Source organism: Jiella marina (assembly GCF_024359545.1).
Lineage (GTDB): Bacteria > Pseudomonadota > Alphaproteobacteria > Rhizobiales > Rhizobiaceae > Jiella.
Genome location: NZ_JAKQZG010000001.1, coordinates 93,051 through 113,921, shown reverse-complemented (window position 1 = coordinate 113,921; position 20,871 = coordinate 93,051). Strand labels below are relative to the sequence as shown.

The 20,871-nt window shown below is 64.5% G+C and carries 17 protein-coding genes and 1 pseudogene; 15 read left to right on the top strand and 3 right to left on the bottom strand.

The genetic code is table 11. The features are described from left to right. Positions 1–28: 28 nt before the first annotated feature. The 6 genes and pseudogenes from MF134_RS00550 to MF134_RS00520 all read left to right on the top strand — a co-directional run bounded on the left by MF134_RS00550 (position 29) and on the right by MF134_RS00520 (position 7,271). A complete protein-coding gene (locus MF134_RS00550; RefSeq protein ID WP_255337445.1) occupies positions 29–919 on the top strand; it encodes a proline iminopeptidase-family hydrolase in 891 nt (296 codons plus the stop codon). Positions 920–939: 20 nt separating this feature from the next. Further along, entirely contained in the window at positions 940–1,926 is a 987-nt protein-coding gene (locus MF134_RS00545; RefSeq protein ID WP_255337444.1) for a proline iminopeptidase-family hydrolase, read from the top strand. Between the two features lie 2 nt (positions 1,927–1,928). Beyond that, complete coding sequence (locus tag MF134_RS00540) at positions 1,929–2,867, top strand: ABC transporter permease (RefSeq protein WP_255337443.1); 939 nt, start codon at positions 1,929–1,931, stop codon at positions 2,865–2,867. A 17-nt stretch (positions 2,868–2,884) separates the two neighbouring features. Next, positions 2,885–3,724 carry an ABC transporter permease gene (locus MF134_RS00535; protein WP_369695396.1) on the top strand — a complete coding sequence of 280 codons (840 nt, stop codon included), beginning with the start codon at positions 2,885–2,887 and terminating at the stop codon, positions 3,722–3,724. Continuing rightward, positions 3,721–5,744 (top strand): annotated as a pseudogene (locus tag MF134_RS24170) (dipeptide ABC transporter ATP-binding protein). The gene MF134_RS00535 and the pseudogene MF134_RS24170 overlap by 4 nt, the downstream one beginning before the upstream one ends. Before the next feature lie 12 nt (positions 5,745–5,756). Further along, entirely contained in the window at positions 5,757–7,271 is a 1,515-nt protein-coding gene (locus MF134_RS00520; protein WP_255337441.1) for an ABC transporter substrate-binding protein, read from the top strand. A 116-nt stretch (positions 7,272–7,387) separates the two neighbouring features. Here the strand turns inward: MF134_RS00520 and MF134_RS00515 are convergent, their stop codons facing one another. Further along, on the bottom strand, positions 7,388–8,440 hold the full coding sequence (locus MF134_RS00515) for an NAD(P)-dependent alcohol dehydrogenase (RefSeq protein WP_255337440.1): 1,053 nt from the start codon (positions 8,438–8,440) through the stop codon (positions 7,388–7,390). Positions 8,441–8,719: 279 nt separating this feature from the next. Between MF134_RS00515 and MF134_RS00510 the strand changes: the two genes are divergently transcribed. Continuing rightward, complete coding sequence (locus MF134_RS00510; RefSeq protein WP_255337439.1) at positions 8,720–9,388, top strand: HAD-IA family hydrolase; 669 nt, start codon at positions 8,720–8,722, stop codon at positions 9,386–9,388. Here MF134_RS00510 and MF134_RS00505 read toward each other — a convergent pair. Then, the gene (locus tag MF134_RS00505; RefSeq protein WP_255337438.1) at positions 9,379–10,035 is read right to left on the bottom strand and encodes a class II aldolase/adducin family protein; all 657 of its coding nucleotides are present in this window, start codon (positions 10,033–10,035) and stop codon (positions 9,379–9,381) included. The two genes, MF134_RS00510 and MF134_RS00505, sit on opposite strands and share 10 nt — an antisense overlap. Before the next feature lie 80 nt (positions 10,036–10,115). Beyond that, positions 10,116–11,081 carry a sugar-binding transcriptional regulator gene (locus MF134_RS00500; RefSeq protein WP_255337437.1) on the bottom strand — a complete coding sequence of 322 codons (966 nt, stop codon included), beginning with the start codon at positions 11,079–11,081 and terminating at the stop codon, positions 10,116–10,118. Between the two features lie 218 nt (positions 11,082–11,299). Between MF134_RS00500 and MF134_RS00495 the strand changes: the two genes are divergently transcribed. From MF134_RS00495 to MF134_RS00460, 8 genes are all read left to right on the top strand, one after another. Next, positions 11,300–12,274: a carbohydrate ABC transporter permease gene (locus tag MF134_RS00495; protein WP_255337436.1), complete on the top strand. Its 975-nt coding sequence runs from the start codon at positions 11,300–11,302 to the stop codon at positions 12,272–12,274. Positions 12,275–12,317: 43 nt separating this feature from the next. After that, on the top strand, positions 12,318–13,193 hold the full coding sequence (locus MF134_RS00490) for a carbohydrate ABC transporter permease (protein ID WP_255337435.1): 876 nt from the start codon (positions 12,318–12,320) through the stop codon (positions 13,191–13,193). A 137-nt stretch (positions 13,194–13,330) separates the two neighbouring features. After that, entirely contained in the window at positions 13,331–14,845 is a 1,515-nt protein-coding gene (locus MF134_RS00485) for an ABC transporter substrate-binding protein (RefSeq protein ID WP_255337434.1), read from the top strand. Between the two features lie 206 nt (positions 14,846–15,051). Continuing rightward, positions 15,052–15,777: an SDR family oxidoreductase gene (locus MF134_RS00480; RefSeq protein ID WP_255337433.1), complete on the top strand. Its 726-nt coding sequence runs from the start codon at positions 15,052–15,054 to the stop codon at positions 15,775–15,777. A 4-nt stretch (positions 15,778–15,781) separates the two neighbouring features. Beyond that, on the top strand, positions 15,782–17,314 hold the full coding sequence (locus tag MF134_RS00475; RefSeq protein ID WP_255337432.1) for a xylulokinase: 1,533 nt from the start codon (positions 15,782–15,784) through the stop codon (positions 17,312–17,314). Next, positions 17,311–18,627: an iron-containing alcohol dehydrogenase gene (locus tag MF134_RS00470; protein WP_255337431.1), complete on the top strand. Its 1,317-nt coding sequence runs from the start codon at positions 17,311–17,313 to the stop codon at positions 18,625–18,627. The genes MF134_RS00475 and MF134_RS00470 overlap by 4 nt, the downstream gene beginning before the upstream one ends. Positions 18,628–18,640: 13 nt before the next feature. Then, complete coding sequence (locus MF134_RS00465) at positions 18,641–19,720, top strand: ABC transporter ATP-binding protein (RefSeq protein WP_255337430.1); 1,080 nt, start codon at positions 18,641–18,643, stop codon at positions 19,718–19,720. Beyond that, the gene (locus tag MF134_RS00460; RefSeq protein ID WP_255337429.1) at positions 19,717–20,757 is read left to right on the top strand and encodes an NAD(P)H-dependent glycerol-3-phosphate dehydrogenase; all 1,041 of its coding nucleotides are present in this window, start codon (positions 19,717–19,719) and stop codon (positions 20,755–20,757) included. The genes MF134_RS00465 and MF134_RS00460 overlap by 4 nt, the downstream gene beginning before the upstream one ends. Positions 20,758–20,871 lie beyond the last annotated feature (114 nt).

Below are 20,871 nucleotides of genomic sequence, written 5' to 3'. Positions count from 1 at the left end.
TTTCCAGCACTCCAGAGGGGTATCCAACGTGTGGCGTGAGATCGAACCGGACGAGCGGCGCGTGGTCGAAGTCGAGGGGTACAAGGTCGTCACCTACAGCTTCGGCTCCGGCGATGACGTGGTTTTCTGTCTGAATGGCGGCCCGGGCCTGCCCTGCGATTATCTGCGCGATTCCCATTCCTGCCTGATCGACCACGGCTACCGCGTCGTCGCCTTCGACCAGCTCGGCACCGGCTCCTCTGATCGGCCGACCGATCCCTCGCTCTGGACCATCACCCGCTATGTCGAGGAGGTTGAGACGGTCAGGCAAGCGCTCGATCTCGGAAAGGTCCATCTCGTCGGCCAATCCTGGGGCGGGTGGCTGTCGGTGGAATACGCCCTCACCTATCCCGACACCTTGAAGACGCTGGTGCTGGAGAACACGGCGGCCGACATTCCGCATCTCGTTTCCGAACTCGAACGCCTGCGATCGAGCCTTGGACCGGAAACCGTGGCGATGATGCAGCGCCACGAAGCCGAAGGCACGCTCGATCACCCGGAATATCAGGCAGCGATCACCATCCTGAACTACCGCCATGTCTGCCGCCTGGCCGAGTGGCCGGCACCCGTGCAACGCTCGCTGGGCGACTGGAACATGGGTCCCTACGAGACCATCCAGGGGCCGAACGAGTTCCTCTACACCGGCAATCTGAAGGACTGGAATCGGATCCCCCACATGCACCAGATCAAGGTTCCAACCCTGATCACCGTCGGCCAGCACGACGAACTGACACCGGCCTGCGCGGCCAGGATGAAGCATGCCCTGCCCGACGCAGAGCTGAAGGTCTTCCCGAACTCCAGCCACATGCCGTTCTTCGAGGAGCCGGACGCCTTCTATCCCGTGCTGATCGACTTCCTGAAGCGACGCGGACAGGGGTGAGCCGACCAGTGAATGGGGCCTTGCACGATCCACAGAAATGGGAAGAGACGGCGGGCGGTTTTCTTGTCTGGGAGAATCTCGAACCCGACGAGACTCGCAGGATCACCCTCGAGAGCGGTCACCAGGTGGTCGCCTACAGCTATGGCGAGGGCGATGAGACCGTCTTTCTCCTGAATGGCGGACCGGGCCTGCCCTGCGATTATCTGCGTGATCCGCATCTGCCGCTCGTCAAGGAAGGCTTCCGGGTGGTCGTGCACGACCAGCTCGGAACGGGCGCGTCCGACCATCCGAGGGATCCATCCCTCTGGACGATGGCGCGCTATGTCGCGGAAGTCGAAGCCGTGCTTTCCGCCTTCGATCTCGACAGGGTGCATTTCCTCGGACACAGTTGGGGCGGCTGGTGCGGCATCGAATATGCCCTCACCCACCCCAAGCGCATCGCAAGCATGGTTCTCGCCAACACTGCAGCCGACATTCCGCATTTGAGAAGCGAGATCGGGCGTCTGCGTTCGGCGCTGGGGCCGGAAACGGTGGCGATGATGCAGTGCTTCGAGGCCGAGGAGCGTTACGACCATCCGGCCTATAAGGCCGCCGTGGATCTGCTCGACCACCGCCATATCCGCAGGACATTCAAGCGTCCGGCCCCGGTGAAGCGCTCCAAGGTCGGATTTAACGAACCGATCTTTATGGCGATCCAGGGCCCGAACGAATACTGCTACACCGGATCGATCAGCGACTGGAACCGCGTCTCGGACCTCGCCCGCTTCGACTGGCCGGTGCTGATCGTGGGCGGCCGTCACGATGTACTGACGCCCGCCTGCGCCGCGAAGATGCACCATGCGATCGCGGGGTCGGAGATCAAGATCTTTCCGGCAAGCTCGCATTCCCCCTTCTACGAAGAGCCCGAAGCCTATCGCACCACTCTGGTGGATTTCCTGAAGCGCCACCCGATCGGCGCGTCGGCGACAGGCCCGGCCCGGCCATCCGTGCCGGCAGGGGTCGGCTGACGATGCATCGCTACCGCTTCGTCCTTTATCGGCCGCTGCAACTCCTGCCGGTCCTGTTCGGGATCAGCATCATTACATTCGTGCTCGTCCGCTCGATCCCGGGCGACCCGGCCCGCATCCTGCTCGGCACCCGCGCGACACCGGCCGCGCTGGAACGGATCCGCGAGCAGTTCGGCCTCAACGATCCCCTGTGGATGCAGTATCTCTACTTCCTGAAGAACCTCTTCAACGGCGAGATGGGCCGCTCGATCCTCTACAAGGTCGATGTGATCGGCCTGATCTTCGAGCGCCTGGAACCGACGATCGTCCTCGTCTTCGGCAGTGTTCTGGTGGCGCTCGCCATTACCATCCCGCTCGCTACCATCGCGGCGCGCAATCGCGGCGGCTTTCTCGATCAGGCGGTCCGGGTGATCTCGACCGGCGGTCTCGGCATGCCAGCCTTCTGGCTGGGCATCATGCTGATCATCCTGTTCTCCGTCCGGCTCGATCTGTTTCCCGTGTCGGGCTACGGCCAGACCTTCCTCGAAAAGCTGCATCACATGGTGCTGCCCTGCGTCACCATCGCGCTGTCGCTGTCGGCGGTCCTGACCCGCAGCCTGCGTGCGAGCCTCCTTGCCGAGATGCAGTCCGATGCGGCGATGGCCGCTCGCGCGCGAGGCCTGCCGGAAAACGTCGTCTTTCGTCGCCACGTCCTGCCGAACTCGTTGATCCCGACCCTCAACCTTCTGGCGGTCAATATCGGCTGGCTGATCAGCGGCACGGTCGTCGTCGAGAGCGTTTTCGCCATTCCCGGCATGGGGCAGCTTCTGATCCGCGCGATCTTCACCCGGGACTACATGGTGGTTCAGGGCGTTGCGATGCTGTTTGCCGTCGCTTCAGTGCTGGTCAACTTCCTGGCCGACATCATGACCGTCACGCTCGATCCGCGGGTGAAGCTGTGAGCGAGGCGGCGATCGACATGTCCGCGCGCCGTCGCGGCCTCCGCCGTCTCACCGGCCACGTGCCGCAGCCGCTGATGATCGGCGCAGGCATCCTCATCTTCTTCATCGTGCTGGCCGTCGGGGCTCCAGTGATCGCGCCCTACGACCCGATCTATCAGGACATCTCGGCCCGGCTGGCACCGCCGAGCCTCGTTCATCCTTTCGGCACCGACAACTTCGGCCGCGACATCCTCTCCCGTGTCATCTGGAGCACGAGGATCGACCTCCAGATCGCGTTTCTGGGCGTGATCTTTCCCTTCATCATCGGCACGGCCGCCGGCACGATCGCGGGTTATTTCGGCGGGCTGACCGACACGCTGTTCATGCGGCTGATCGACATCGTGCTCGCCTTTCCCTTCCTCGTCCTGATGCTGGCGATCATCGCCATCCTCGGGCCAGGGCTGGCGAGCTTCTACATCGCCATGGCGCTGGTCGGCTGGGTCTCCTATGCGCGCCTGGTGCGCGCCCAGATCCTCGTCCTGAAACAGAGCGATTTCGCCATGGCGGCGAAGAGCCTCGGCTTTTCCCACTGGCGCATCATGTTCCGCCATCTCCTGCCGAACGCGCTGATCGGGTCGATCGTCTTCGCCATGTCGGATGCGGTTCTCGTGCTCCTGAACGGCGCGGCGATCAGCTATCTCGGTCTCGGTGTCCAGCCGCCGACCGCCGAATGGGGCATCATGGTCGCGGAAGGCCAGGCCTTCATCTCGATCGCCTGGTGGATCGCCACCTTCCCGGGCCTTGCCATCGTGCTTCTCGCCTTCGGCTTCAGCCTTCTGGCGGACGGCCTCGGCGAGAAACTGGGGGTGCGCCCATGAGCACCCCACTTCTCAAGGTCGACGGGCTGACCGTCGAGACGAAGACCGAGACGGGCACTCACCGCATCGTCGACGGCGTGTCGTTCGAACTCCAGAAAGGCGAGATCCTCGGTCTCGTCGGCGAGAGCGGCTCGGGCAAGACCATGGCCTGCCGCGCGCTTCTCCGGCTCCTGCCGAGCAGCCGCCTCAGCATTCCGAAGGGCAGCGTCCGCCTCGATGGCAAAGAGGTCATGGACCTTCCCGAAGACCAGTTCCGCGCGATCCGCGGGAAGCGGATTGGCATGATCTTCCAGAACCCGGCCAGCCATCTCGACCCGGTCATGCGCATCGGCGACCAGATCGCCGAGAGCGTGCGGTTTCACCATGGCGGCAGCAAACGCGCGGCCGAGGAGCGGACGATCGAGCTGTTGCAGCAGGTTGGCATCCCCGATCCGAAAGAGCGGTCGCGCGCCTTTCCGCACGAATTTTCCGGCGGTATGCGTCAACGGGCGATGATCGCGCTGGCACTCGCCTGCGATCCCGACATCCTGATCGCCGACGAGCCGACGACCGCGCTCGACGTCACGGTTCAGGCGCAGATCCTTCGGCTTCTGAAGGAGCTGCGCGATGCGCGGGGCCTGTCGATCATCTTCATCACCCATGATCTCGGCGTGGTAGCCCAGCTCTGCGATTCCATCTGCGTGCTCTATGGCGGGCGGGTCTGCGAGCATGGGCCGAAGGAGCGGCTGCTTGCCGCCCCGCGCCACCCCTACACGGCTGGGCTGATGGGCTGCCAACCGGCGATCGGCGCGACCGGCGAGCGTCTTCGCACCATCCCCGGCTATCCGCCGACCGTCGACGCCATGCCGACAGGCTGCCGGTTCCATCCCCGCTGCAGCAATGAAGTGGCCGAGTGCTCGCGCAGGCAGCCGCCGCTAGAGGCCTACGAACCCGATCATGTGGCGGCCTGCTACAATCCTGTCGGCGAGGCGGCGGCGCTCCCGGCCAAGGAGTCCGCATGAGCCAGGCCCCGCCCCTGATCGAGACCGACGACGTCGTCCTGCATTTCCCGGTTTCCGGCGGCGGAGCTCTCGGACTGACGCGCCGCGCGGTGAAGGCGCTGAATGGCGTCTCCTTGTCCGTCCGGCCGGGTGAGACCATCGGCCTCGTGGGGGAGTCCGGATCGGGCAAGTCGACGCTCGGCCGCGCCCTTCTCGGCCTCGAGACGGTGACCGGCGGCCATATCGTTTTTGACCGCGCCGCCGTCACCGGCGGCAAGCGACAGGAACTGTCGAAGATCCGGCGCGAGACGGCGATGGTCTTTCAGGACCCGCTCAACGCCCTCAATCCGCGCCTCACCGCCGGCGAAGCGATCGCCGAGGTGCTCAGGGTCCACAAGAAGGTGCCGAAGGACAAGATCACGGATCGTGTCGCCGAACTCCTCCAGATGGTCGGGCTCGATCCCGCGCTTTCCGCACGCCGGCCTCAGGCGCTGAGCGGCGGCCAGTGCCAGCGTGTCGGCATCGCCCGCGCCCTGGCGGTGGAGCCGAAGCTCATCGTCGCCGACGAATGCGTCGCCGCGCTCGACGTGTCGATCCAGGGCCAGATCATCAATCTCTTTCTCGATCTGAAGGAGAAGATGAACCTCACCCTTATCTTCATCGCCCACGATCTCGCCATCGTGCGCCGGCTCTGCGACCGGGTAGCGGTGATGTATCTCGGCCGGATCGTCGAGGAAGGGCCGACCGAAGCGGTGTTTTCGGCACCGCGCCACCCCTACACCGCCGCTCTGATCGAATCGATCCCGGAGATCGACCCGACCGTGTCGCTGCCCGATGCGCCGATGCAGGGCGAGCCGCCGAGCCCGCTGAACCTGCCATCCGGCTGCAGCTTCCACCCGCGCTGCCCCTATGCGGAACCGCAATGCAGCCGCGATCCGCCGCCGACGCTCCGGCGTCGCGACGACCATGGCTGGGCCTGCATCCTCGATCCGGGCCAGCTCCCACGTCCCCAAACCGCAACCCGTCTTCAGAACGCTTGAAGGAGAAGATCCATGAACCGTAGGTTTCTGAAACTCGCTGGCGCCACGGCCCTCGCAGCCTTGACGCTGTCCACCTCGATCGCCGAGGCCGCGGGCATCCTGACGATCGGCCGGCGCGAGGATTCCTCGACCTTCGATCCGATCGCGACGGCCCAGAACATCGACTTCTGGGTGTTCATGAACGTCTATGACGTGCTGGTGCGCGTCGACAAGACCGGCACCAAGCTGGAGCCGGGCCTCGCTGAAAGCTGGGACATTTCAGAGGACGGCCTGACCTACACGATGAACCTGCGCGACGCGAACTTCTCCGACGGTTCGCCGATCACGGCTGAAGACGTCATCTATTCGCTCACCCGCATCCGCGACAGCGACCGCTCGCTCTGGAGCGACAGCTACAAGATCATCGAGAACATGGAGGCCCCGGACGACAAGACGGTGGTCATCACGCTCTCGACCCAGTCCGCGCCGTTCCTCTCGACGCTCGCCATGCCTGGCGCCTCGATCATCTCCAAGAAGGGCATGGAAGAGATGGGTGCCGAGGACTACGCCTCGAACCCGATCGCGTCCGGCGCCTTCACGGTCAAGGACTGGATCCGGGGCGATCGCGTGATTCTGGAGAAGAACCCGGAATTCTGGCAGGCCGACCGGGTCCAGCTCGATGGCGTCGAGTGGATCTCGATTCCCGATGACAACACCCGCATGCTCAACGTCCAGGCAGGGCAGATCGACGCGGCGATCTTCGTTCCGTTCTCGCGCGTCCAGCAGCTTCAGGCCGATCCCGAACTTACGGTGCATCTCGAGCCCTCGACCCGCGAGGATTCGCTGCTGATCAATCACGATCACGAGCCGCTCGGAAAGAAGGAAGTGCGCCAGGCGATCGACTTCGCGATCAACAAGCAGGAAGTCGTCGACGCTGTGACCTTCGGCATCGGGGAGGTCGCGAACTCCTATGTGCCGAAGGGCGCGCTCTACTATTACGCCGACAATCTGCGCCGTCCGCACGATCCGGAAAAGGCCAAGGAACTCCTCGAAGAGGCCGGCGTCAGCGACCTCGAGCTCAACTATCTGGTGAAGGCCGGCGACGAGGTCGACGAGCAGATCGCCGTCCTTCTGCAGCGCCAGCTCTCGGAAGCCGGCATCACCGTGAACATCGAAAAGGTCGACGCCTCGCAGCAATGGGACATGCTGGTCGACGGCCAGTACGACATCGCCGCCGCCTACTGGACCAACGACATTCTCGACCCGGATCAGAAGACGACCTTCGTGCTCGGCAATGACGCGAACATGAACTACATGACGCGTTACGATTCTCCCGAGGTCGCCCAGATGGTCGCCGACGCCCGCGTGGAGATGGACGATTCCAAGCGCGAAGAAATGTATGTCGAGCTTCAGAAGCAGGCGAAGGAGGACGTGAACTGGATCGACCTCTATTACAGCCCTTATATCAACGTCTCGCGCAAGAACGTCGAGAACTTCTACCAGAACCCCCTCGGGCGCTTCTTCCTGGAAGACACGGTCAAGAACTGACCGGCTGAAAGACGGATGCCGGCCCTGATAGCGGGCCGGCATCGGTCTCGGAGATTGCCTGATGGGGCGAGTGGGGAGCGTTGTTCACGTGCCTTCCTCATTCGCCCCTTTGCGCATCACGACTGCGGCAGTTCGATCTGCATCTTGACGTCGCCCGCCGGCGCCGAAGCGGCGATGTCGAAGGCCTCGACGCTTTCGTCGAAATCGAAGGTCCGGGTAATGAGCGGTTTGACGTCGATCGCACCCGAAGCCAGCATCGCGACGCAGCGCGGAAACACGTGGGCATAGCGGAAGATGTTCTCGACCCGCGCCTCACGCACCATCGCGGCCCCGGCATCATAGGAGATCGGGTCCGGCTGGCCGCCGATCATGACGACGCAGCCGCCGGGCGCGAGCGGCTCGAAGACCCTGGCGGCGGCCTTGGGCGATCCGGTCGCCTCGAAGACGACGTCGCATCCCCAGCCGTCGGTGTCGCGCTTGATCCGCTCGACGACATCGGCCTTGCCGGCATCGACGCCGATGATCGCTTTCGAAAGGCCCTCCGCGATCTCCAGCTTCTTTTCGGCCAGATCGGTCACGTAGACGCGGGCGCAGCCGGCTGCCAGCGCCGAAAGCGCGGTGACGAGGCCGATCGGTCCTGCCCCCATGACCAGCGCGATGTCGCCCGGCTTGATCCGGGCCTTGGTCGCGGCGTGGACGCCGACGGCCAGCGGCTCCACCATCGCCGCCTCGGCGAAGCTGACATTATCGGGGAGCTTGAAGGTGAAGCCCTCCGGATGAACGCAGGTCGGCCGCAGGATGCCGTGCACCGGCGGCGTCGCCCAGAAGCGTACGGCCGGATCGACATTGTACATGCCGAGCCGCGTCGCCTTCGAATTCGGATCGGGGATCCCCGGCTCCATGCACACCCGGTCGCCCACCTTCAGCGTGGTGACGTCCGATCCGGTCTCGATCACCGTCCCTGAGGCTTCATGGCCGAGAATCATCGGCTCCTTGACGACGAAGGGGCCGATCCGGCCATGGGTGTAGTAATGGACGTCCGACCCGCAGATGCCGACGGTGTGCAGCTTGATGCGCACGTCGCGGGGCCCGAGCGTCTCTTCTTGCTTCTCGATCGGGAAATCGCGAAGCGAGAGTTCGTCCTGTCGTTCGAGAACCAGGGATTTCATCGGTTTGGCTCCTCCCAGTACCGGCACCAATTGTGGCGGCGCCATATATAACTCAGTCTTCACAGGCCTGCGGCGATCGCTTCAGAATGCGCGCCTGCCCAGTTGCTTCGGTCTCCCTTTGAGTGGGAGATTGAGCGTCCCGGCCCGATCAGCGTGACCTTCAGGCAGCGACCCTATCCGTCCGCCACCTTTCCGGTGTAATAGGCCGAATTCCCACGCCGTCCGCAGCCGGACGCGCCCGCCGCCGAAACCCCACCCGAAATCAAGACAGACCTCTCGATGTTCCAGCGCAACCGCTTCGCCGCCTTCCTGTTCGACATGGACGGCACGCTCCTGACTTCGATTGCGGCGACCGAGCGCGTCTGGACGCGCTGGGCGGAACGGCACGGGCTGGATGTGCCGAGCTTTCTCGCGACGATCCACGGCAAGCGCGCCGCCGACACCATCGCGCAACAGGGGATTCCGGGCATCGACGTCGAGGCGGAATCCCAGTGGATCTTCGAAGCCGAGATGGCCGATACGGACGGTATCGAATCCGCAGCCGGCATCGCGGCCTTTCTGGCGGCGCTGCCGCCGGAGCGTTGGGCGGTCGTGACGTCGGCGTTGCGGCCGCTTGCCGAACGACGCATGGCAGCGGCAGGCCTGACGATCCCCGAAGTCATTGTCGCCGCGGAGGACGTGACCCGGGGCAAGCCCGCGCCCGACGGCTTTCGCCTTGCCGCCGAGCGGCTGGGCGTTCCGGTCGAGGACTGCCTAGTCTTCGAGGACAGCCCCGCCGGCATCGAGGCCGGCAAGGCGGCGGGCGCCTCGGTGATCGCGATCACGGGTTTTCAGAACGATGCGCATGTCACTCACGAACCGAACGTCCGCGACTACGAACATTTGCGCCCCGCGATCGCCCATGACGGCGCCCTCCTCCTCGAAACTTCGGCGCCGGCTCAGCCCTGATCCTTGCGCTTCGGCCCGTAGCCTTTGAACTTCTCCTTCACATGGGCGATCTCCTCGTCCGAGAGGACGACCGGCTTGCCGATCTGAAGCGCGACCGCGTACTGCTTGCAGAGAGTCTCCATCTCCTCGGCGAGCCACGTCGCCTTGGCAAGCGACGGTCCGCAGGCAATCAGGCCGTGATTGGCGAGGAGGCAGGCCGAGCGTCCTTCGAGCGCCGCCAGGGCGTTCGCCGAAAGCTCTTCCGTTCCGAAGGTGGCGTAGGGCGCGCAGCGCACGGTCGGGCCGCCTGCCGCCGCGATCATGTAATGGACCGCCGGCACGTCGCGATTGGTGATCGAGACCGCCGTGCAATAGGTCGGATGGGCGTGGACCACGGCGTTGAAATTGCTGCGATCACGCAGAATGTCGCGATGGAACCGCCATTCGGAGGATGGATTGTGCGGGCCGGTCGCGGTGCCGTCCATGTCGAGGAAGATGATGTCCTCCGGCGCCATCGTGTCGTAGGCAAGACCCGACGGCGTGATCAGAAGCCCGTCCTTCCAGCGCACCGAAATATTGCCCGAGGTGCCCTGATTGATGCCGCGCCGGTCCATCGTCTGGCACGCCCTGACGATGTCTCCGCGAAGCGCTCTTTCGGCGTCGTCCATTGGTTCTTGTCCTTTTTTTCGTGGGTGGTATTGAGAGTGGATCGGATACCGCTCGACCGAGGGCATCCGGGCTTGCCGGTTCAGGGCGAAAGCAGGCGGCGGGCGCTGTCCTGATCGGTGACGAGTTCGCTGGCGAGCCCGGCCTGGAGCACGGCCCTCAGGCCCGCCAATTTCAGCGGACCGCCGGAGACCATCACCCGGTGCCCGACGCCGGCAAGCTCCTCCGGGCGCAGCCCGACGACCCGGTCGTTGACCGGGTGATCGACCACGCGTGCGTCGGCGTCGATGTAATGACCGAGGAAATTTCCCACCGCCCCGGCGGCCTGCAGCTCGGCCAGTTCATCTGCCTCGACGAGCCCGGTCTGGGCGACGGTTCCGGTGGCCGGGCCGCCGACCGACAGCATGGCGAGATCGGCATGGCGAGCCCGCTCCATCATTTCGACAATCGCGGGCTGGCTGACGATCGCCTGCCGGCTCTCGGCGCTGTCGCAGATCAGGGGAACCGCCAGATAGAAACACTCGGCCCCCAGCTTCTGGGCAAATGGCGTCGAAGCCTCGTAGGCGTCGATCGAGGATCGGCGGTTCAGCGATCCGACCATGGAAATGACCGAGACCTCGCTTCCGGTGGGCCGCGCCACCATGGCGTTTGCAAGCGCTCGCAGCGTGTTTCCCCACCCTACTCCGATGACCATGCCCGGAACGATCAGCTTTTCGACGATCGGCGCGGCGACCCGTCCCAGCAATTCGGCCAGGGCCGGATCCTCGCGATCGGCGATCGGTGGCTCGGCAAGAGCCACATGGGCCCTCACGAGGCCGAAACGCTCGCACAGCTGCTCCTCGAGCTCGATGTTTTCCGTCAGCCGGGAATGGATCGAAATACTGACAAGGCCCCGCTCGCGGGCCTGGGCAAGCAGGCGATTGACGCGCATGCGCGGGATCTCCAGCCGCTCGGCCACCTGCGCCTGGGTGAGACCCAGCATGTAGTAGCACCAGGCGACACGCACCGCGAGTTGCTCGGGCCAGGCCGCGCCGTCGTTCGCCGACATATCAGCCTGCTGCCGCACCGCGCTCGCCTCCCCCCGCAAAATGACGACCTCAAGTCGCTCCGACACCGCTCGATGATCGAATGATTTTGAACGTTATCATTTGATCTTGCCAGAGGGAAGCGTCTGTGCAACCTTCCCGCTCGGGAGGCACCGGTGTCGGTGCATGGAATTGGACCATCTGGGTTCTGGGAGGAACGGGCTTGGCCCGAACTGAGGCAATGACGATTCGGTCGGGGCTGCAGATCGCTCATGCGGGCGATCTGACGGGCCGCATGGCGGCCGACGTTCCACCGTCCATGGGCGGCGCGGCAAGGTCGACGCGCAGGCGCAAATTCCTGTCCGACACGCCATGGCCGTGGCTTGCGCCGCTAATCACCATGCTCGGCGTCTTCGCGCTCTATCCATTGTTCTACAATATCTGGCTGAGCTTCCAGGAGTTCCTGCCTCGGCGCCGAAGCCTCGAATATGTCGGCTTCGAGAACTGGGCGACGATGTTCGCCGACAGCCGCATGTGGGAAGCGCTGCAGGTGACGCTGCTCTACACGGGCATCTGTCTCGCCATTCAGATCGTGCTCGGCATGATCCTGGCTTTGCTTCTCGATTCGGACGCGCCGGGCTTCGGCCTGCTGCGCGGTGTTCTGACGCTCACGCTCGTCGTGCCGCCCGCGATCACCGGCATGATGTTTCTTCTGATGGAAGATCCGCAGTTCGGCCTTCTGCCCTTCGTGCTGAAGAGTCTCGGAATCATGGACGGCAGCGGCGCGATCCTGTCCGATCCGACGCTTGCGCTCTGGGGCGTGATCCTGGCCGACGTCTGGCAATGGACGCCGTTCATGGTCTTGATCTTCCTCGCCGGGCTTCGGGCCCTGCCGAAAGAGCCCTTCGAGAGCGCCATGATCGACGGGGCGAACGTCTTCCAGACCTTCACCCGCCTGACCTTGCCGATGATGTGGAAGGTCATCGCGATCGCAGTTCTCATTCGCGGCATCGATCTCTTCCGCATGTTCGACTACGTCTATGTGATGACGAGCGGCGGGCCGGGCACGGCCACGTACACGCTGTCACTCTACGCCTGGCAGCAGACCTTCTCCTTCATCAAATGGGGCTATGGCGCGGCGCTCAGCCTGTTCACCCTGTTCATCATCGTGGTCTCGGCGAACCTGTTCGTCTGGGCTGCGAAACTGAAATGGTGAGGGCGCGCATGATGATCCTTCACAGAACCGACCGGAGACGATCATGATGGGTTCGACCTCGCGCGAGGTGGTGCGGGCGGTCGTGGCCTGGCTGCTCGTCGCGCTCTTCGCCTTCCCGATCTATTACTGGATCACCGTCGCCTTCAAACCGGAGCGGGACATCTTCGCCCTGCCCCCGAAGCTCTTCGACTTCAACTGGAACCTCTCCTCCTTCGAAGAGGTGTTCGGCATTTCCTTCGGCTTCGACAAGGGCCTCGAAGTGCTGCCCGGCGGCGGCAATTTCTACATGTTGCCCAATCTCTGGGCCTCGATCGTCATCGCTGTCCTGTCAACGCTCTTGACGGTCATCGTGGCGACGCTCGCCTCCTACGCGCTGTCGCGTATGCGCATTCGCGGCCAGCATCACTTCGTCTTTTTCGTGCTGTCGACGCGGATGATGCCACCGGTGGCGATCGCCATTCCGATGTTCTTCATCTACAAGAATTTCGGCCTGCTCGACACCTATACGGGCATCATCCTCGCACACGCGCTGATGAACCTGCCGCTGGCGGTGCTGCTGCTCAAATCCTTCTTCGATGACATTCCGACCGAGATCGACGAGGCGGCGCTCATCGACGGCGCGAGCCGAGTCCTGATCTTTCGCAAGATCGTCATGCCCATGGCCCTCGGCGGTGTCGCGGCGACGGCGGTTCTGTGCTTCGTCTTTTCCTGGACCGAGTTCCTGTTCGTGCTGACGCTGACCCAGACCTCGTTCAAGACAGTACCCGTTGCAGCCTCGACCTTCGTGACGTCGACCGGTACGGCCTGGGGCAACATGGCCGCGCTCGGCACGGCGGCAATGATCCCCGCCTTCATCTTCATTCTCCTCGTCCAGCGCAATCTCGTGCGCGGGCTGACGCTCGGTTCACTGAAGCAGTGACGGGAGGAATCGGGCCCGGGCTTCTTAGGAGGCAGCACCGGGCCGGCGCGATCGCAAGACGATCCCGCCAAAGGTCTGCACGGGACCGGTCCGTGCGTTCTGGGCGAACTCCTGTTCGCCAAATTGGGAGGAAAGATATGAATCCAGTGGATCGCAAACTCTGGCTCGCATCCCTGACCGATCGCTTCGCGCGCGGACAGATGGATCGGCGCAGCTTCCTGCGCTCGGCCGCCAAGCTCGGTCTCGGCGCTGGTGCGCTCGGCGCCTATTCGCATCTCTCGGCGCGGTCCGGTCTCGGCCTGATCAGCCCGGCCCGGGCTCAGGAACAGAACATCGAGTGGCCGGAGGACATGACCAACTGGCTGAAGGAAGCCGCCAAGCCTTTCGCCGGTCAGACCATCCGGCTCGCCACCGAGTCGACCCCGCCCTCCAACGCGATCAACTCGGCGCTCAAGGGCTATTTCACCGAGACGACCGGCATCAATGTCGAGATCGAGACCCTGCCGCTCGAACAGGTGCTGCAGAAGCTGACCCTCGACGTCGCCTCCGGCCTCGGCACCTACGACCTTTACTATCTCGACCAGTCCTGGATGGCCGCCTTCTCCGGCGACGTCGTGGACCCCCGCGAGAAGTACGAATCGAACGCCGACCTGGCGATGCCGAACTACAATATCGACGACTTCCTGCCGGCCCTCGTCGACGGTATCTCGATGTATGACGGCGTCATGGTCGGCGTTCCCTATGACATCCCGATCTTCATCCAGATGTACCGCCGCGACCTCTATGAAGAGCTCGGCCTGAAGCCCGCCACGACCATGGCGGAATACCTCTCCAATGCCCAGACGATCATGAAGGCAAAGGCGCCGGAGATCTACGGCACCACCGGCCAGATGAAGTCCGGCCACTATTCGCTGGAATGCGACTGGACCTGCTGGCTCTGGGCCCATGGCGGCTCCATCTTCGGGCCGGACGGCAAGTTCACCGGCAATGACGAGGCCGGCATCGAGGCGATGAACTACTGGATCGAGCTGAAGAAGAACATGCCGGACGCCGTGACCTCCTGGACCTGGGACGGTCAGGGCCAGTCGGTCGCGCAGGGCATCGCCGGACAGCTGATCTCCTGGGGCGAGTTCTTCCCCTCCTGGGATTCGCCGAACGGCTCGAACGTCGCCGGTCTGATGGAGGCCACCGTGCCGCCGAAGGCAAACTCGCTGCGCGCGGTCGATGAGACTGGCTATGGCGAGATCCCCGGCGTCGGCCACCAGGGCGGTTCATCGCTCGCAGTGTCGAGATACTCCAAGAGCCCGGATGCTGCCTGGCTGTTCGCCCAGTGGGCGACCGCACCCGAGACGCAGGTCTGGATCACGGTTCTTGGCGGCGGCACCGGTCCGACGCGCTCGTCCGTCTATGACGACCCGCGCGTCAAGGCGAACGCCAAGGTCGGCATCCCGGGCACCACGCGCCATCTCGACGCCGTGCGCGAGACGATCGCCAACCATATGGGCTCCGAGCCGGATCTGCCCGAGTGGACGGAGATCTCGAACGACATCATTCCGGTCGAACTCGGCCGCTTCTGGGCCGGTGAATATGACGACCCGAAGACGGTCATGGATACGATCAAGCAGAGCGTCGACAATCTGCTCGCAAGCTGATCGTCCCTTTGGGACACACTTCTGAGAGCTCGCTTACGAGGCGGCCGGGCGAACGAGATCCGGCCACCTCCTCCCGGGCCTCGTGAGCGGGCCGCAGGCCTCGTCCGCCCGGCGTTCTTCGGGCGGACGACGTATCCCGAGATGGCGATGCCAGGTCGCCTGCCTCGCCGATCTTTCAACTTCCCGAAATCACCGGACCGACCCTCATGACCGACAAACCGCTCGTCGCGATCACCGGCGCCTCCTCGGGGATTGGCGCAGCGACTGCCCGCGCCTTCGCCAAGGCCGGACACCCGCTTCTTCTCATGGCCCGGCGCCGGGACCGCATGGAAGCGCTCGACCTGCCGAACGCCCATCTCGCCGAGGTCGACGTGCGCGACCGCGACGCGGTCGTGCGCGCCGTCGCCGAGGGCGAGGAACGGTTCGGACCGACCGACGTGATGTTCGCCAATGCCGGTATCGCGCGCCTCGGCAACATCTTCAACCAGGATCCCGCCGAATGGGACGAGACGATCGACATCAACGCCAAGGGCCTGATGAACACGGTCTATCCGGTGATGAACGGCATGAAGGACCGCCGTCGCGGCACGATCTTCATGATGAGTTCCATCGCCGGGCGGAAGGTCTATCCGGATCACACGATCTATTGCGGCACCAAGTTCTTCGTCCACGCCGTGTCGGAGTCCCTGCGCGAGCAGCTCGCGCCGCATGACGTGCGTGTCGTCGTTCTGTCGCCCGGCATCATCGAGACCGAGGTCCTCGACCATGTCACGGACCAGCAGACCCTCGCCAATTACAAGGCGAACAAGCAGCGGATCGAAGGCGGCATCTCGGCCGACCACGTCGCCGAGATGATCCTGTTTGCCTACAACATGCCGCAGAACGTCCTGATCCAGGAAATGGTCGTGACGCCCACCCGGCAGGAGTACTGAGACGATGGCCGAGCCTGTCGTCATCGGCCTCGACTCTTCGACCCAGTCGGCCAAGGCGATCGCCTGGACGGCCTCCGGCGAGTCCGTTGCCGAGGGTCGCGCGCCGATCGAGCTCTCCAATCCCCGCCTCGGCTGGTTCGAGCAGGAGCCGGACGACTGGCGCAAGGCTGCCCGCAAGGCTTTGCAGGACCTGACGGGAAAGATCGATCCCTCACGGATCCTCGGCCTCGCCATCTCGAACCAGCGCGAGACCATGGCCCATCTCGATGCGAACGGCCGCTCTGTCCGACCCGCAACGGTGTGGCTTGATGAGCGCGCACCGGCTGAAGTCGAGGAACTGGCCGCAGCGCTTGGGCGAAAGACGATCCACGAGATCACCGGGCGCCCGGTGGACATCATTCCCTGTCTCTATCGCCTGGCCTGGATGAAGAAGAACGAGCCGGATCTTTATGAAAAGACAGCGCTTTTCTGCGACGTCCAGACCGTACTGGTCTCCGACCTCTGTGGAGGGCGTCCGCGCACCAGCTGGTCGAGCGCCGATCCCTTCGCGCTGTTCGACATCCGCAAGAAGGAATGGTCGCGGACCATTCTGGAGGCGATCGAACTGCCGGTCGAAAAGCTTGCCGAGACCCATGCGCCGGGCACCCAGCTCGGCGAAATCACCGCCGAGGCCGCAGAGGCCACGGGCCTGCCGAAAAGCTGTCCGGTCTTTGCCGGCGGCGGTGACGGCCAATGCGCCGGGCTCGGCACGAACTGCACCGATCCCGCCCAGGCCTATGTCAATCTCGGCACGGCGGTCGTCTCCGGCGTCTGGCAGCCGGATTTCGCGGTTTCCGACGCCTTCCGGACCCAGATCGCGGCCCAGGGCAACGGCTTCATCTTCGAAAACTGCCTGCGCGGCGGCGCCTTCCTGATCAACTGGTTCGTCGACAAGTTCCTCGGCGGGCGTTCCGACCCCGCCATCTTCGACCGGCTGGAGGCCGAAGCGCTGCGGCTGCCGATCGGCTCGGAGGGCGTCCTCGTCCAGCCCTTCTGGGGCGGCGTCATGGACCCTCACTGGGATTCGGAGACCCGCGGCACGATCATGGGCCTCTCCGGAAGCCATGGTCCGGTCCATATCTACCGGGCGATCCTCGAAGGCATCACCGTCTGGCTCGCTGCCGCGACCCGGCGGACCGAGGAAGTCACCGGCCGCAAGGTCGAGCGCTATGTCGCGATCGGCGGCGGCGCCAACTCGCCGCTTTGGCGTCAGATGCTCGCCGACGCTTCGGGCCGGCCCGTCTGCATTTCCGGCACGGTCGAGGCCTCGGCGCTCGGCGCCGGCATGATCGCGGCCCATGGCGCCGGCTGGTTCTCGTCGATCGAAGAGGCGGCAGGCGCGATGGCAGGCGCCACCACGCCGATCGAGCCTGATGCCTCCCGCCGCGACGCCTATGACGAACTCGGCGACATTTTCCAATCCGCCTATGCGGCGACGGCCGACATCAACCACCGCCTCGTCGCCTTTGCGGAACGCGCAACGAAAGACCAGTCATGACTGCACATTCGCGCCTCGGCGTGATCGAGGACCTCGTCGCCCATCGCTGGGTCGACCCCAATGACGGCCAGCAAAAAGGCATCAAGATCGACAGGATCGAGATCGCCGATACGCTGGAAGGCCGCGAGGCCGAACTCGTGCGGGCGTGCCACGGCGATAAGCACATCTGCGTGGTCCATGACTCCTTCACCCGCGAGGCGCTGGGCGGACGTCTTCTCGACGCGTTACGGCGCGACGGCCTCACCGTTTCGGAATATGTCTGGAACAAGCCCAAGGTCGAACTCGGCGCCATCCGCAAACTCTCGGAAGCGACGGCGGATGCCGAGGTACTCATCGCCGTCGGTTCCGGCTCGGTCTCCGACGGATGCAAATACGCGACCTTCGAGGATGGCCGCGAATATTCGGTCTTCGCCACCAGCCCGATGAACGCCTATACGACGCCGACGGCGTCGCTCTCGGTCGATGGTTTCAAGAAGTCGATCACCTGCCATTTCGCCAAGGGCGTCTTCTTCGATCTCGGCGTCATCGCGAAATGCCCGCCGCGCCTCGTCTCCGCCGCCTTCGCCGACGTCGTCTGCCGCACGACAGCGCAATCCGACTGGCTCCTGATGCACCTCCTGTACGATACGCCCTACAGCGAGACCGCCTACACCCTCCTCGCCTATGACGAGGACGATATGATCGCGCTCGCGCCGAAGCTCCTGGAGGGCGATTTCGAGGCCCTCGCCCGGCTCGTGCGCGTCTCCGCGATCATGGGCTCGAGCACTTCCTTCACCGGCACGACTCATGTGGGCTCGATGGCCGAGCACATGATCTCCCACTGCATCGACATGTTCGCCGGCTCCCAGCATCCGGGCACCTCCCATGGCGAACAGGTGGGCGTCGCCTCGCTCACCATGTCGCGGCTGCAGAACGAGACGATCGCCCTCGACGCACCGCCCGAACTGAAGCCCACGGTCATTCCGGTCGAACAGCTTGCGAAGCGTTATGGCGAGGCCATGGCCCGGACCATGGCCGAGGAGACCGAAAAGAAGGCCTTCGACGAGGAAGGCGCTGCGCGGATGAACGATAAACTCCGGCGCGAGTGGCCGCAGATCAAGTCGCGCCTTGCGGCGGTGACGCGTCCCTTCGACGAGCTTCACAATGCGATGGCCGCTGCCGGCTGCCAGCTGACCGCCGCCGATCTTGGCCTTCCAGCCGAACTCTATCGGCAGTATGTCGGAGACGCCCGCTTCATCCGCGACCGCTTTTCCATGCTCGACCTTGCCGACGATTCCGGTCGGCTCGAGCCCTTTCTTGCCACTGTGAACTGAAAGCCGAGCATTCATGGCCCAGGTCGACTATCGCAACGTCGCGAAAAGCTACGGAACGATGAAGGTGATGGAAGACATCTCCTTCACCATTCCCGATGGCAAATTCGTCGTGCTTCTCGGTCCGTCAGGCTGCGGCAAGACGACTCTCCTGAGAATGACGGCGGGACTGGAGAAGATCACCAAGGGCGAGGTCGCCATCGGCGGAGAGCGGATGAACGGCGTCCATCCGCGCGACCGCGATATCGCCATGGTGTTCCAGTCCTACGCGCTCTATCCGCAGATGAGCGTGTACGACAATATCGCCTTCGGACTGCAGGTGCGCGGCATCGACAAGGAGACGATCAAGAAGCGCGTGAAATGGGCTGCCGGCATCCTGGCGCTCGAGCCCTATCTCGACCGCAAGCCCGCCGCCCTGTCCGGCGGACAACGCCAGCGCGTCGCCATGGGCCGCTCGATCGTGCGCGAGCCGAAAGTCTTCCTGTTCGACGAACCACTCTCCAATCTCGACGCCAAGCTGCGCGGACAGATGCGCTACGAGATCCGCCAGCTTCATGACCGGGTGAACGCGACGACGATCTACGTCACCCATGATCAGATCGAGGCCATGACCATGGCCGACATCATCGTCGTCATGCGCTCGGGCGAGATCATGCAGATGGGATCGCCGGACGAGGTCTATGACCGTCCGGCCAATCTCTTCGTCGCCGACTTCATCGGCTCGCCCTCGATCAATCTCATGGCGGGCGAGACCGCCGCGGAGGGCGTGCGCTTCGGCAAGACCGTGCTGCCCGTTTCCGGCTCGGTCCAGCCGGGACGCAAGGTGGTCTATGGCGTGCGCCCGGTCGATATCGGCGTGGGCGAAGCGAACGAGCCGGGAAGCGTTCCCGCCACCGTGCTTCTGTCCGAGACCACGGGGGCCGAGACCGTCGTTCACGTCAACGTCGAGGATTCGGAGGTGCGGATCGTCATTCCCGAACGTCGGCGCTTCGAGCGCGACGCGCAGGTCGGCTTGAAGATCGACCCGGCAAAGACCCACCTGTTCGACCCAGAGAGCGAGCAGCGCATCGAACCGAATGCGAGCAAGGCCGCATGAGCCGGGTCGTCATCCTCGGCGCCGGCGTGATGGGCTCGGCGCTCGCCGTTCCCGCGAGAGACAATGGCCATGACGTCATCCTCGGCACGACGCCTCTCGATGCCGACGTCCTCGAAGCCCTGTCGAAGGATCGTTCGGCTCATCCCCGCCTCAAGGCACCGCTCGACCCGGACGTCGATGTCCGCGACGCGGATGCCATCACGCCGGACGAGGTTGCCGCCGCCGACCTCGTCATCATCGGCGTTTCGTCGCCCGGCATCGGCTGGGCGGCCGATCAACTCGTGCGCCTTGCGCCGAAGGCACCGGTTGCGATCGTCACCAAGGGTCTCGTGGCTCGCGGCGACGAAGCGCCGGAAACCTATGCAGACGCGCTCCCCGCACTCGTCGCGGAGCGTGGTGGATCAATGCCATCCTTTGTGGGGATCGGCGGGCCCTGCATTGCGCGGGAGCTTGCCGAGCGCCGCATGACCGCCGTGGTCTATGCCGGGCGCGACGAAGCCGCCGTGCGGCAAGCTGCGGGCCTGATGGCGACGGACTATTACGAGATTTCGACGTCCAAGGATGTGATCGGCGTCGAGGCCTGCGCGGCCTTGAAGAACTTCCTCACGATCGGCGTCAGCGCGATGATGGGCGCATACAAGCGCGATGGAGAGCCGGTGAAGAACCCGGTCGCCCGAGCCTTTCAGCGGGCCATCGACGAGATGACGCTGCTTTCCACATGGATCGGCGGTAAGCCGGAGATCGCGCACGGCCTGGCCGGTCTTGGCGACCTGCATGTCACCGTCGGGGGCGGCCGCAATTCGCGGCTCGGCCTCCATCTCGGCGAAGGCATGACCATCGCGGAGATCGTCGCGGGTCCCATGAAGGGCGAGACGGTCGAAGGCATCGACGTCGCGCGGAGCCTTTCCGCCGGCATGCGCGAGGCCAAGAGACGCGGCGCCCTGCCCGAGCGGCTTCCCCTGGCCGACGCGATCGTGGCTGCGGTCGAAGGTGCACCCTTCGATCCACGGGCAGCCCTTGGGGCACCGCGCCGGTAGCGAGCGATCGGATCGCGGCACGGCCGAGGTGCGATTTGGCCGGCCAGGGCACCAACACTTTCCGGTCTCCCGGCGACCGGACTCGAGATCAGCGTGCAGGTGGTTCAGCGGTAC